The organism is Desulfobacterales bacterium (genome assembly GCA_034003325.1).
GTDB lineage: Bacteria > Desulfobacterota > Desulfobacteria > Desulfobacterales > JAFDDL01 > JAVEYW01.
In genome coordinates this window covers 56,622-68,720 of sequence record JAVEYW010000015.1, presented here as the reverse complement: position 1 = coordinate 68,720, position 12,099 = coordinate 56,622, and the positions used below count along the sequence as shown (strand labels likewise).

At 56.0% G+C, this 12,099-nt stretch carries 12 protein-coding genes; all 12 read left to right on the top strand.

Annotated elements, in window-relative coordinates; translation table 11 throughout:
• The first annotated feature begins 13 nt into the window (after positions 1-13).
• The 12 genes from RBT11_15530 (at position 14) to RBT11_15475 (ending at position 12,033) form a co-directional block, all read left to right on the top strand.
• Positions 14-757, top strand: coding sequence for a threonine/serine exporter family protein (locus tag RBT11_15530; GenBank protein MDX9788192.1), 744 nt, complete (start codon positions 14-16; stop codon positions 755-757).
• Positions 758-774: 17 nt separating this feature from the next.
• Positions 775-1,242, top strand: coding sequence for a threonine/serine exporter family protein (locus RBT11_15525; protein ID MDX9788191.1), 468 nt, complete (start codon positions 775-777; stop codon positions 1,240-1,242).
• Positions 1,243-2,064: an SDR family NAD(P)-dependent oxidoreductase gene (locus RBT11_15520; GenBank protein ID MDX9788190.1), complete on the top strand. Its 822-nt coding sequence runs from the start codon at positions 1,243-1,245 to the stop codon at positions 2,062-2,064.
• A gap of 20 nt (positions 2,065-2,084) precedes the next feature.
• The gene (locus RBT11_15515) at positions 2,085-3,242 is read left to right on the top strand and encodes a 6-phosphofructokinase (GenBank protein ID MDX9788189.1); all 1,158 of its coding nucleotides are present in this window, start codon (positions 2,085-2,087) and stop codon (positions 3,240-3,242) included.
• Positions 3,243-3,254: 12 nt separating this feature from the next.
• Positions 3,255-4,229 (top strand): glycyl-radical enzyme activating protein, encoded by a 975-nt coding sequence (locus RBT11_15510; protein ID MDX9788188.1) that lies wholly within the window; start codon positions 3,255-3,257, stop codon positions 4,227-4,229.
• A 70-nt stretch (positions 4,230-4,299) separates the two neighbouring features.
• Positions 4,300-4,701 carry a DUF202 domain-containing protein gene (locus tag RBT11_15505; protein ID MDX9788187.1) on the top strand — a complete coding sequence of 134 codons (402 nt, stop codon included), beginning with the start codon at positions 4,300-4,302 and terminating at the stop codon, positions 4,699-4,701.
• Between the two features lie 69 nt (positions 4,702-4,770).
• On the top strand, positions 4,771-5,649 hold the full coding sequence (locus tag RBT11_15500; protein ID MDX9788186.1) for a bile acid:sodium symporter: 879 nt from the start codon (positions 4,771-4,773) through the stop codon (positions 5,647-5,649).
• Between the two features lie 49 nt (positions 5,650-5,698).
• On the top strand, positions 5,699-6,523 hold the full coding sequence (locus RBT11_15495; GenBank protein ID MDX9788185.1) for a ferredoxin--NADP reductase: 825 nt from the start codon (positions 5,699-5,701) through the stop codon (positions 6,521-6,523).
• Between the two features lie 100 nt (positions 6,524-6,623).
• Positions 6,624-7,436 (top strand): hypothetical protein, encoded by an 813-nt coding sequence (locus RBT11_15490; protein MDX9788184.1) that lies wholly within the window; start codon positions 6,624-6,626, stop codon positions 7,434-7,436.
• Positions 7,437-7,493: 57 nt separating this feature from the next.
• Entirely contained in the window at positions 7,494-10,235 is a 2,742-nt protein-coding gene (locus RBT11_15485) for a hypothetical protein (protein MDX9788183.1), read from the top strand.
• A 217-nt stretch (positions 10,236-10,452) separates the two neighbouring features.
• A complete protein-coding gene (locus RBT11_15480; GenBank protein MDX9788182.1) occupies positions 10,453-11,289 on the top strand; it encodes a hypothetical protein in 837 nt (278 codons plus the stop codon).
• Between the two features lie 237 nt (positions 11,290-11,526).
• Positions 11,527-12,033, top strand: coding sequence for a hypothetical protein (locus tag RBT11_15475; protein ID MDX9788181.1), 507 nt, complete (start codon positions 11,527-11,529; stop codon positions 12,031-12,033).
• Positions 12,034-12,099: the final 66 nt, after the last annotated feature.

Sequence of the window (12,099 nt, the reverse complement as noted above, 5' to 3'; positions counted from 1 at the left end):
AAAGGAAAGGACGATGCAACCGGTTGAGAGGGCGTTGGATGTGGCTTTGATCGTCATGCAGAATGGCGGCTCAACGGCGATGGCGGATCGGACCTTTCAGAATGTCATCAAAGGATGCAAACAGAACAGCGTTACCGCGGCATGGCGGCTGGATTTCGTGGCGGCAAACTGTGTAGCGGAAGGACGGTCTTCAACGATCCTGCGGCCGGTCGGCCCGATCGGCGTCAACCTGAATCGCGCCTCCGAAGCAGAGATCCTTGGCGAGCGGGTGGCAAGAGGAGAGGTCGGCACTGCGGCCCTTGATGCCGAGATCGAGCGCATTAAGGCACTTGCCACTCCCTATAATCGGTGGGTGATGGTAGCGGCCGCAGCCTGCACCGCGGCGTTTTTTTCCCGGATCCCCGGGGGGGATTGGGGGGCACTCGGCATAGCCTTTGCGGCTGCGGGTGTTGGGCAGTTTGTCCGGTCCCTGCTTCAGTCCCGGAGGCTCGCAGTCGCACCCGTGACGCTTGTCTGTGGAGTGCTTTCTGCTTTTATTGCCTGTATCGGGCTGCGGATGGGTCTGAGCCAGACGGCGCCGGCGACGCTGATTGCGTCGGTTATCTACATGGTCCCGGGTCTCCCGTTAATCAACGGATTTGTTGGCATGGTATCCCAAAAATATATGTTTGTGGGATTGGAACGGATAGCCGCTGCCGTGTTTTTGTTTCTGGTCCTGGCGGTTGCCATTGCGCTCGCCATTGCTGTCGTCGAGTAAGAAACAGGAAAAGGAAAATGGACCTCTTGGCAATTCTTATGAATAGTCTGTGGGCGGGCCTTTTCGCCGGCGGCCTGGGGATTCTTCTCACGGCGCCGCCTCGATACATTGTCCCCGCATTTCTCAGCGGTTTTGCCGGGCGTTTCGTTCGTGATGCATTCATGAGTTGGGGAATGAATCAAAACTGGTCGACCGCGGTTGCCGCCGCCGTTGTTGTCTGGGTCGCAGTGATCCTCATCCGCGGGCATGAGGTATCCCCTGTTGTCATGATCAGCGGGGTCCTCCCGCTCGGCGCCGCCGTAGCCATGTTCAATGGAATTGTGGAACTGATGAGGGTTTCAAGCATTCAAGGAGAGGCCCTCAGCGGCGCATCGGTCGCATTGATTGCCAACATGGGCAAAGTCTTTACCACATCTTTGGCTATCGCGCTGGGGCTTGGAGCGGGCGTGGCCATCACCCGACTTTTCAGACGGGAAGGGGAATAAATGGAACTTAAAGGTAAGACAGCCATCGTAACCGGTTCAGGAAGAGGGATCGGCGAGGGAATAGCACTTGTCCTCGCCCGGGAAGGGGCAAATGTCGTTTTGACCGCCAGAAAAATGGACGAGATCGCAGCGGTCGCTAAAAAGATAGAGTCCCGGGGCGGAGGGGCCATGGCCTTCACGGCCGATTCCGCCAGGAAAGCCGATGTTCATGCCATGGCCGCAGCAACGGTCAAGCGGTTCGGGGCTATCGACATCCTGGTGAACAATGCCGGAATTGAAGGCACTCCCGGGCTGGCCAAGGATCTTTCGGAGGAGCAGTGGGACCGGGTTTTGGGCGTTAATTTAAAAGGTGTCTTCCTCTGCTGTCAGGCGGTCATTCCGCAAATGATGAAACAGAATAAGGGCCGCATCGTGAACATCGCCTCCACCGCAGGGATCAGGATGACCTTTTTCGGAAGTCTTGATTACACGGTTTCCAAGCACGGCGTGACAGGCCTGAACCAGCACCTTGCCTGGGAACTGGCGGATTCCAATATCACCGTCAACACGGTTTGTCCGGGCGGCGTTCAAACCCCGCTGATGGAAGCGGGGACAACGCCCGAGTACAGGGAGATGACGGTCAAGAGGTTGGTTCCGCTGGGCCGTTTTACCACGATCGAAGAGATCGGCGAGGCCGTGAGCTTTCTCGCCAGTGATCGCGCCGGCATGATCACCGGTCAGATGCTGGCTGTGGACGGGGGGATGCTTACCGGCTTCGGAGAGGATCTGCGGGCCGTGGTCCGGAAACGAATGGAAGATATGAAAGCCGGCGGCAACCACTGATATCGAAAGGGAGTTCAATCATGACAACACAAATAAAACGCATTGCCATCAATTTTGGCGGGGGCTATGTCCCCGGGCTCAACGCCGTCATCACGGGTGCGGTCCTGGCAGCGAGCGAACTGGGCTGTGAGACCGTGGGCATCCGCGATGGATACGAAGGCCTTCTATTCCCCGACCGTTACCCCGATGGTGGACTGGTGAAGCTCATCCCCCAAAAAGTTGACAACCTCGCCGGAACAGGCGGGTGCATCCTGGGTACCGCGGCCCAGAGCGATCCCTTCCATGTCCGCACCATCAACACGGAGAATATGGTTGAGGAACTGGACCGGTCCGATGAGCTTATAGGGATGATCCAGAAGGAGAATATCGATGCGGTCATCTCCGTTGTCGGCGCCAGGGCGCTCAGCATTCTCTGGAAACTCAGCAAAAAAGGACTCAAGACGATTTGCGTGCCGAAGTCGATCGAAAACGATGTGGCGGCCACGGTGCGATCTTTTGGGTTCAACAGCGCTCTGAGCTTCATGGCTGAAATGCTTGAACGGTGCCGGCAGGCGGCTCAGTCAGCGCGGCGGATCGGGGTCATCGAGGTTTTGGGGGAACGCGCGGGATGGCTGGCGCTGCAGGCGGGAATGGCCGTTTGCGCCGATGCCGTCCTCATCCCCGAGATTAACTACGACCTTCGCAAGGTCGCGGCGAAGCTGCAGGAGAAGGCAAAAGCCGGGCAAACGTTTGGGCTGGTGGTGGTGGCCGAAGGCGCAAAACCGTTGGCCGGCCTCAATGCACCTGCCATGACCTCGGATCCGAAAATGAAAGCCGCGCTCTCCCCCGGAGCCGCGGGCGACGAGGGCTTCCATGTCATCGAGCGATCCGGCCGGGTTGCCGCAGAGGTCGCCCTTGAGATCCAGCGATTGACCGACCAGGAGACCTACCCCATCGTTTTGGGGCATTTGGCCAAAGGCGGAACCCCGACGGTTGTCGATCGCCAACTGGGGCTGGCCTATGGCGCCGGTGCGGTGCGCGCCCTGAAAAACGATCAGAACGGCGTCATGGTGGTCTTCCAGCCGCCGGACCTGAAGTTCGTGCCCATGGCCGAGGCCATCAACAAATATAGGACCGTACCCGCGGACAGCGAGTTCGTTCAGATCGCGCGGGCGCTGGGAATCTCTCTTGGAGACTGAGGAGAAACAATCATGGAGAATCGGCAAATGAACACAACACCTCCGACGGCACTGGTCCTGAACATTCAGCATTTTTGCACCCACGACGGCCCAGGCATCAGGACGACCGTTTTCCTTAAAGGTTGCTCCCTCCGCTGCAAGTGGTGCGCCAATCCCGAGAGCATCTACCCGAAGCCGGAGCTTGGGTATAACCCCGGCAAGTGCATCGGGGAAAAACAATGCGGGTTCTGCCTGAAGAATGTCTGCCCGGAGTCGGCCATTTATGTGGTCGGATCCGGCGATCGGGCGGACGATAAGGTGCGGATCAACTGGGACCTGTGCACCAACTGCGGTCAGTGCGTTCCCGTCTGCCCGGCCAATGCGCTCTACATGTTCGGACAGGAAATGACGGTAGACCAGGTGCTCGACGAGGTGGAGCAGGACAGTGCCTTCTACCGCGAATCCGGCGGCGGGATGACGGTGAGCGGTGGCGAATGCCAGCTTCAGGCCGATTTCATGGCGGCCCTCCTGTCCGGAGCCCACCAGCGCGGAATCAACACCGCGATCGAAACAGCGAGCAATGTGCCATGGACTTTTATGGCCAAGGTCCTGCCTCATGTCGATACCGTGCTCCACGATATCAAGTTGACCGAACCGGAGCGCCACAAGAAGTGGTGCGGGGCGGACAACACGCGCATCCGTGCCAACCTCATACGGGCCTATGATACATTTCCGGATAAGCAGTTCATCGCCCGTACGCCGCTCATCCCGGGTGTCAACGATGATGAAGAGCACATTCGGGCAACCTTGGCGTTCATCAAGCCATACAAGAACGTGGTGGATTACGAACTGCTGCCCTATCACCGCTTCGGTGAAGGCAAATATGATTTTTTGGGGAAAGTTTACGAAATGATGGACTTTGCTTCGCCGACGCCGGAAACCGTCAAACGTCTGCAGGCGATCATAGACGAGGCCTTCGGCCGCAGCGGCACGCCGGCGCGTAGTTGACGGTTAAGGTGAAAGATGCTGATGGCTGGCGACTGATCACGGGTCTATGGCTGAGCGGAAGGAATCGTGAATGAATAATGATATAATTAAGCTCGAAGAATTGAAAATGGTTGATAAACTTGCGATCCAGCGTACGATTCATGCGGAACGCAGTACGCTCCTGGCCTGGGTACGCACATCGCTATCGTTGATCGGTTTTGGCTTTACCATATTCAAGGTCCTCCAATATGTGTTAAAGGAGGGTACCTCATTATTGATGCGACCTGAGACCCCCAGAAATGTCGGGCTGTTTCTGCTTCTCACGGGAACCATACCCCTGCTTTTAGCGATCATTGAATACGTCCGGGGAATAAAACGATTGGGCTACAAGGGCAATATGCTCCTGGAGCCGAATTTTCTGGCCGCCGGCGCCATCTTTTTGTTGGGGGCAATTCTGATCCTTACCATTATCTTACGCATAAGCTTTTTATGACAGAGAAAGAGGGCCGCTGATAGTGGCGCGTCGCCTTGGTGTATCGACTGGTGAAAAAGGAGGTAAGCTGTGATCGAAATAATGAATAAGCTGTTACCGATTACCATCGTCATCTTCATGTTCGGCAACTTGCTGGAGATGGGGCTCAAGCTCAAGCTCGATGAGGCCCTCCAAGCCTTGCGCAACGTGCGTTTCGTGACACTGAGCTTGATCTGGTGTTTTGTCCTTGGCCCGCTCTTTGCCGTTTTGCTCACGAAAATCCTGCCGTTGGCTGAGCCGTACGCCCTCGGTCTGATCCTGCTGGGAATGGTGCCATGCGCGCCGTTCATGCCGATAGTGGCGCAAAAGGCACGCGGGGACCTGGCTTACGTGGCGACTTTCATGCTGCTGGCCGCGGTGGGCACGGTGGTATACATGCCGCTCATGGTCCCGGTGTTGTGCAAGGGGATCACTGCGGATACCTGGACCATCGCCAAGCCCCTCGTATTATTCATTGCATTCCCGCTGGCGCTCGGAATAGCAGTACGTCGTGCCGCGGAACCGTTTGCCGAAAAGGCCCATCCGATCGTTAAGAAAGTGACGGGGATTGACACCCTACTCCTGCTGATCATCCTCTTGTTGGCCAATTGGAGGGACTTTCTTGGCGCGGTCGGGACTTACGCGATCGCAACCCAGTTCGTCTACTACGGCGTATTGGCGGCCGCGTCGTACGGGGTAGGCTTCGGGCTTTCCCATGGTCAGAAGAGTGTCCTCGCTCTCGGCGTTTGCACGCGGAACACCGGGCCCGCCATTGCCCCGTTGTACGCTGTGGCCGGCGCGGATCAGCGCGCCATCACGATGTGCGTTATGTCGGTCTATATTGGGGCCATCGTTGGATTCGCCACAGCCCGGGTGCTGTCGCGCTTGAGCGCGGCAAGTGATCCGGCCGGCGATACGCATTCATATTGATGCAAATGTTGGACAACAGGCTTCAGATAACAACCTAAGGGAAACGGGCATGGACAAAACAATTTTAAATGCGGTGGTCACCCTGCGTAACGAGGTTTCACCCTGGCTGATGATCCTGCAGGTCGTACCGGATGGTTGGGATTTTCCCGACTATGTACCCGGCCAGATAACTTCCCTGGGATTGTTCGGTTCGGCACCCCGCTGCGCCCTTGCCGAACCCGAAAGAAATCCCGTGGATCCGGAAAAATTGATCAAACGTGCCTACAGCATCGCCTCGTCTCCGGTGAACCGGGATTTTTTGGAATTCTACGTGGCCCTGGTTCCGAGCGGTACGCTGACGCCTCGTCTGTTCAACCTGAAGATCGGCGACCGCATTTGGATGTCCCAAAGGGCGGTCGGCAATTTCACCTACGACGATTCGAAAGTGCCCGAGGAAGCCGACCTGGTTCTGATCACCACCGGTTCCGGTCTCGCGCCCTTCATCAGCATGCTGAAAACCCACTTGAAGTTCCCGCCCCAGCGCCGGATAGCGATCATTCATGGCGTGCGACATTCGTGGGACCTGGGTTACCGATCGATCCTGATGGCCATGGAGAACCTTCGCACCAACTTAATCTACCTGCCGGTTGTCAGCCGGCCGCAGGAGGAGCCGGTTCCCTGGAAAGGTGCGACGGGTCATGTCCAGGATGTATGGAAAAGCGGGGTAATTGAGAAGGCATGGGGTTACCGACCGGTGCCGGGAAATGTGCATGTTTTCATGTGCGGCAGCCCCCATATGAGTGAATCCATGTTCGCGATACTGCAGCAAGAGGGATTCAAAAAGGACGGTAAGGGCGATCCCGGGCAGATTCACGTAGAGAAATATTGGAGATGATCTTCCTTCCCTTCCAGGACGCTTTCCACATCGACGGGAGGTTGAAAATTCGTCTTCAACTTCTGTCATAAGAGAGGGAAAAGCAGTGCGTATATGTCGAATGAAGGCTTTCTTTTGGCTGGTCACGCTGATGGTAATCACCACAACCTTGGCCTTTCCAGCACATGCCCGGGCGGCGGATCAAGCGGCTGAACTGGCCAAAAAACTGGCGAATCCGATCGCCAGCCTGATCAGTGTGCCGGCGCAGTATAACTACGATGAGTACGGCGGATCGAACGATGGCGCTTCGGTAAGCCGGCTGAACATTCAACCGGTTATCCCGTTTTCGCTGACCGACCAATGGAACGTGATTACCCGAACCATTGTGCCCTTGATTGACCAGCACGGTTTCCCGGTCGATGCAATGAACGAGACGGGCCTTGGCGATATCGTGGCCAGCCAGTTCTTCTCGCCGAAAGCGCCGACCGCCGGCGGGTGGATCTGGGGCGCCGGCCCGGTCGAGTTGTTGCCGTCCGCAACCGACGAGATGCTCGGCGGTGAAAAGTGGGGGCTGGGCCCGACCGTGGTGGTGCTGAAACAACAAGGTGCCTGGACGGTCGGCATGTTGGCCAACCATATCTGGTCCGTGGCCGGCGACGACGACCGGGCCGATATCAATGCCACCTTCCTGCAGCCGTTTTTAAGCTACATCACCAAGACCAAGACGACCCTGACGTTGCAAACGGAATCCACCTACGATTGGGAATACGAGGCGTGGTCCGTGCCGGTAATCGCTGTGATATCACAACTGTTCAAGGTCGGGCCGCAGATCCTCCAGTTCGGCGTAGGCGCGAAGTACTGGGTCGAATCACCGGATAACGGCCCTGAGGGTTGGGGCTTCAGGGCGCAGTTAACGTTCTTGTTCCCAAAATAGAATTAGCCCCCTATTCCTTAAAGGATGATCCGAGAATCTTCGGGAAATTGAGAAACCATGACGAAACATAAAATCATCGATGTCACAGAGCAAAAACGGCTGAACGACGCGCGAGAGGCGGGAATCCCCTGGAAGAAATGGGGACCGTATCTCAGCGAACGTCAGTGGGGCACGGTGCGCGAGGATTACAGCGAGAACGGCGATGCCTGGAATTACTTCACGCATGACCAGTCGCGCGCGCGGGCCTACCATTGGGGCGAAGATGGACTTGGGGGGATCTGCGATGATAAGCAACAGCTCTGCTTTGCCTTAGCGCTTTGGAACGAGAAAGACCCGATCCTGAAAGAACGCCTTTTTGGGCTTACCAATAGCGAGGCCAATCACGGAGAGGATGTGAAAGAGTACTACTTTTATATCGACAGCACGCCTACCCACTCCTACATGAAATATCTCTACAAGTATCCGCAGCGGGAATATCCCTACCGGGATCTCATTGAGACAAACCGGAAAAGGTCGCGGGAGGAGTTGGAGTACGAACTGCTCGATACGGGGGTGTTTGACGGCGACCGCTATTTCGACGTGTTTGTGGAATACGCCAAGGAAGACCCGGAAAACATTTCCATTCGTATCACCCTGCACAATCGCGGCCCTGAAACGGCCCGGCTTCGATTGTTGCCGACCCTGTGGTTCCGGAACACATGGTCGTGGGGAGAGGATCAGCCCAAGCCTTCCTTACGCGAGGTTGGGCCGGGCGCCATTCAGGCCGCACACCCATTTCTGGGCGAGTACTGGTTGTACGGCGATGGAGCGCCGGAACTCTTGTTCACGGAAAATGAGACGAATTCACAGCGTCTCTGGGGGCAACCCAACACCTCCCCCTATGTCAAGGATGCGTTCCACGCCTACCTCATTTCCGGTCAGGCCGATGCGGTAAATCCTGCCAAGACGGGAACCAAGGCCGCTGCCCACTACGTGCTGGAAGTGCCCGGCGGCGGCAGCCGGACGGTCCGTCTGCGGCTCACGAACGCCCCGGCGGAAAATGTTTTCCGCAACTTCGAGAAGACATTCAACAGCAGAATCAGCGACGCGGACGAGTTCTACGAGAGAATCACGCCGAACGCGCTTGGCGAAGATGAACGCCGGGTGCACCGCCAGGCGCTGGCCGGAATGCTCTGGAGCAAACAGTTCTATTACTTTGATCTGGAAGCGTGGCTGATTGAGCATAAGAGTCATCCATTGCTCGAATCCGCCCGGCATGATGTGCGCAACACGCAATGGTTTCACATGCTCAATGCCGACATCATCTCGATGCCGGACAAATGGGAGTATCCGTGGTATGCGGCCTGGGACCTGGCCTTCCACACGACCACCCTGGCGCTGGTGGATTTCGATTTCGCCAAGGAGCAGCTTCTGCTGATGCTGCGAAGTCTCTATCTTCACCCCAACGGGCAAATCCCTGCCTACGAGTGGAATTTCAGCGATGTGAATCCGCCGGTTCATGCCTGGGCGACGCTCTGGCTGTACAAATACGAGCGGACCCTGGGCCGGTCCGACCTGCGGTTCCTGGAACGATCGTTTCAGGGGTTGATGCTGAACTTCAACTGGTGGGTGAACCGGAAAGACCCCGACGGACGAAACGTTTTTGCCGGCGGATTTCTGGGGCTGGACAACATCGGCGTGTTCGACCGGAGCGCGCAACTTCCTACCGGCGGATCACTGGAGCAGGCCGATGGAACGGCCTGGATGGCGTTCTACTGCCAGAACATGCTCGAAATCGCGCTGATTCTGACCGAATACGATCCGATGTACGAGGAGACCGCCTTTAAGTTTGTCCAGCATTTCATGTGGATTTCTTATGCCATGGACCGCATCGGCGTTCATCACGACGAGATGTGGGATGAGCAAGACGGATTTTTCTATGATCTGTTGAAGCTTCCGGACGGGCAGGCCATGCGGTTGAAGGTGCGGTCCCTGGTGGGACTTCTGCCGCTGTGCGCATCCACGGTGTTCGAGGGGGATGCCGTGACACGGTATCCGAAGCTGATGGAAATGATGACCCTCTTTCGGAAACGCCACCCCGAGTTGGTTTCCCACGTGGCGCCGATCGACGAGGGTTTCATCGGATACAAAGGACGCCGTCTTCTCTCGATCCTGAGCAAGAAGAAGCTCACCCGGGTGCTCGGTTATTTGCTTGACGAGAATGAGTTTTTAGGCCCCCACGGCATCCGTTCCCTCTCCCGGTATCACCTGGATCATCCCTTTATTTTCCAGGTGGGCCATGAGCAGTATAAGGTGCAATACCTTCCGGCGGAGTCAAATACGGGGATGTTCGGCGGGAACTCCAATTGGCGGGGGCCGGTGTGGATGCCGGTCAATGTGCTGATCGTCCGGGCGCTTTTAAATCTGTATTCATTCTACGGTGACGAATTCGAGGTTGAGTGTCCGACCGGGTCGGGGCGGCACATGACGCTGTTCGACGTGGCTCAGGAAATTTCCCGCCGGCTGGCGGGCACCTTTCTGCGCGATGCCGACGGCCGGCGTCCGGTCTACGGCGGGATGGCCAGGTTCCAGGAAGATCCGCATTGGCGAGATCTGATCCTGTTTCATGAGTACTTTCACGGTGACAACGGCGCGGGACTCGGGGCCAGCCATCAGACGGGGTGGACCGGTCTGGTCGCTTTGCTCATGGACATCTTCGGACGCGTCGATACCAAATCCCTCCTGGAAACCGAACGTTCGCGCATGGTGACCCGGCTCATCAGAGAGCAGGTGGGCGGAGAACCGGCCGGAGGGATTTGAGGAGGGAACATGTCCGATCACAGCTGTCCTCTGCCGTACCAAATCAACACCCGACCCGTGCGCGGCTGACGGAGCTATCCCGCGAGTTGGGCCGGGAAAAGCATTGAACGACCGAGGTTTAACGGAAGAAAAAAGGGGAGTTTTTTTAAATTTTGAGGAATTAAGGACATCGGCTGATATAAGATCACAGGCGTAAACGAACATCATGGGGGATATAATGAAAAAAAAATGGAGGCGTTTTTCAGGGAACCGCAATCATAACGGATGGGCGGGCACAGGAATGTCGAGAGGGTGTGCTTTTCTTCTTTTTATGCTTTTCGTACTGGTCGCCGTCATACCGGCCCGTGCGACCGCGGGGCAAACGGAAGGGGATGGCGGTTGGCAAGTTAACGGCGATCTATACTTGTGGGCGATCGCCATCGGCGGAGAAACCGCCGGCGGGGACGATATCGATATTCCAGTCGACGACGTCATCGACAACCTGGAGTTCGCCGCTTTAGGGGGTATCCATGCGCTCAACGGCAAATGGCACATCGCGACGGATCTGATGTATTTGAATTTGAATGAGGAAAACGACGGCATGATTGGGGTGCCCGGCCGGCCCGGAATCAAGGCGAGAGCCGATGTGGATTTGGAGGCCTGGGTTGTTACGCCGGCCATTGGCTACCGCTTCATCGACACCGGCGCTTTCAGGATGGAGATATTAGGGGGTGCACGTTATCTCTATCTTAAGTCCGAGCTGAGTCTCAATGTCACCGGACCGGTGAGTGCAAGAGACAGAAACATTTCTGAATCGGCAGATAATTGGGACGGCATAGGCGGCATCAGGGGTGATTTTAACCTGACCAAGCATTGGTATTTCCCGTTCTACGCCGATATCGGTGCCGGGGATAGCGACTTAACCTGGCAGGCAATGACAGGTATCGGCTACAGGTTCTGCCGAGTGGACGTAATTGCGGCCTATCGGTATCTGGAGTGGCAGTTTGAAGAAAATAAAGTACTCGACAGCCTGGACGTCAGCGGTCCGCTGGTCGGCGTGCGGTTCAAGTTTTAATCCGGCAAAGCCGGATTGCTGGGAAGCCGGGAAGCCAGGAAGCCGGGATGCAAAAAAGGCATCTTTCATCTTCGGCGAAGAAACCCGCAAAAACATGCATGTTTCTGACAAAGAGTATGAAAGCGTGGTCTCTAATATCCATAAACCGTAGCGCATTGACCGGCAATCGCCTTCAGGCTTCCGGTCAATATAAAGAATAGGTTGAAAATTGATTAAACAAACATGAAAGGGAGAAAAATGAAAGTTCACCTGAGAGTTACCGGCATAATCGCAGTATTGATAGTGGCTCTATCGCTGGTTTCCGCACCAGTCCGTGCAGAAGAAACAGCAACCGATAAAAAGGGTTCCGATTCAACCAATATGGAAATTCTTCGGGAAAAAGTCCGGGCCGATAAAAAACTCGTCGTGGCCGCAAATATGGAGCTAACGGAAACCGAAGGTAAGGCCTTCTGGCCGATTTACCAAGAGTATCAGGCCGATTTGACAAAAGTAAATGAAAAGATAGGAAAACTGATCGGGGAGTATGCCGAAAATTATCAAAGCATGACCGAACAAACCGCCAAAAACCTTTTAGATCGATCCATTGTTCTGGAGAAGGAACGTCTGACATTGCGAACCTACTACCTGCCGAAATTTCAAAAGGCCTTACCGGCGATCAAAGTGGCGCGGTACTATCAGATTGAAAACAAGATTCAGGCCATTATGCAATATGCACTGGCTGCGAACATCCCTTTGATGAAGTAAAGAAAGTCGGCAGCCGCAAAAGAGTGATGAGAAAAAGGGACTCTTTATCCAGTGTAACATACTGAA

Coding starts and splice junctions, on each gene's coding strand:
- RBT11_15530 (MDX9788192.1), top strand. CDS start 14: ATGCAACCGGTTGAGAGGGCGTTGGATGTGGCTTTGATCGTCATGCAG.
- RBT11_15475 (MDX9788181.1), top strand. CDS start 11,527: ATGAAAGTTCACCTGAGAGTTACCGGCATAATCGCAGTATTGATAGTG.
- RBT11_15480 (MDX9788182.1), top strand. CDS start 10,453: ATGAAAAAAAAATGGAGGCGTTTTTCAGGGAACCGCAATCATAACGGA.
- RBT11_15505 (MDX9788187.1), top strand. CDS start 4,300: ATGAATAATGATATAATTAAGCTCGAAGAATTGAAAATGGTTGATAAA.
- RBT11_15515 (MDX9788189.1), top strand. CDS start 2,085: ATGACAACACAAATAAAACGCATTGCCATCAATTTTGGCGGGGGCTAT.
- RBT11_15510 (MDX9788188.1), top strand. CDS start 3,255: ATGGAGAATCGGCAAATGAACACAACACCTCCGACGGCACTGGTCCTG.
- RBT11_15520 (MDX9788190.1), top strand. CDS start 1,243: ATGGAACTTAAAGGTAAGACAGCCATCGTAACCGGTTCAGGAAGAGGG.
- RBT11_15485 (MDX9788183.1), top strand. CDS start 7,494: ATGACGAAACATAAAATCATCGATGTCACAGAGCAAAAACGGCTGAAC.
- RBT11_15495 (MDX9788185.1), top strand. CDS start 5,699: ATGGACAAAACAATTTTAAATGCGGTGGTCACCCTGCGTAACGAGGTT.
- RBT11_15525 (MDX9788191.1), top strand. CDS start 775: ATGGACCTCTTGGCAATTCTTATGAATAGTCTGTGGGCGGGCCTTTTC.
- RBT11_15490 (MDX9788184.1), top strand. CDS start 6,624: ATGAAGGCTTTCTTTTGGCTGGTCACGCTGATGGTAATCACCACAACC.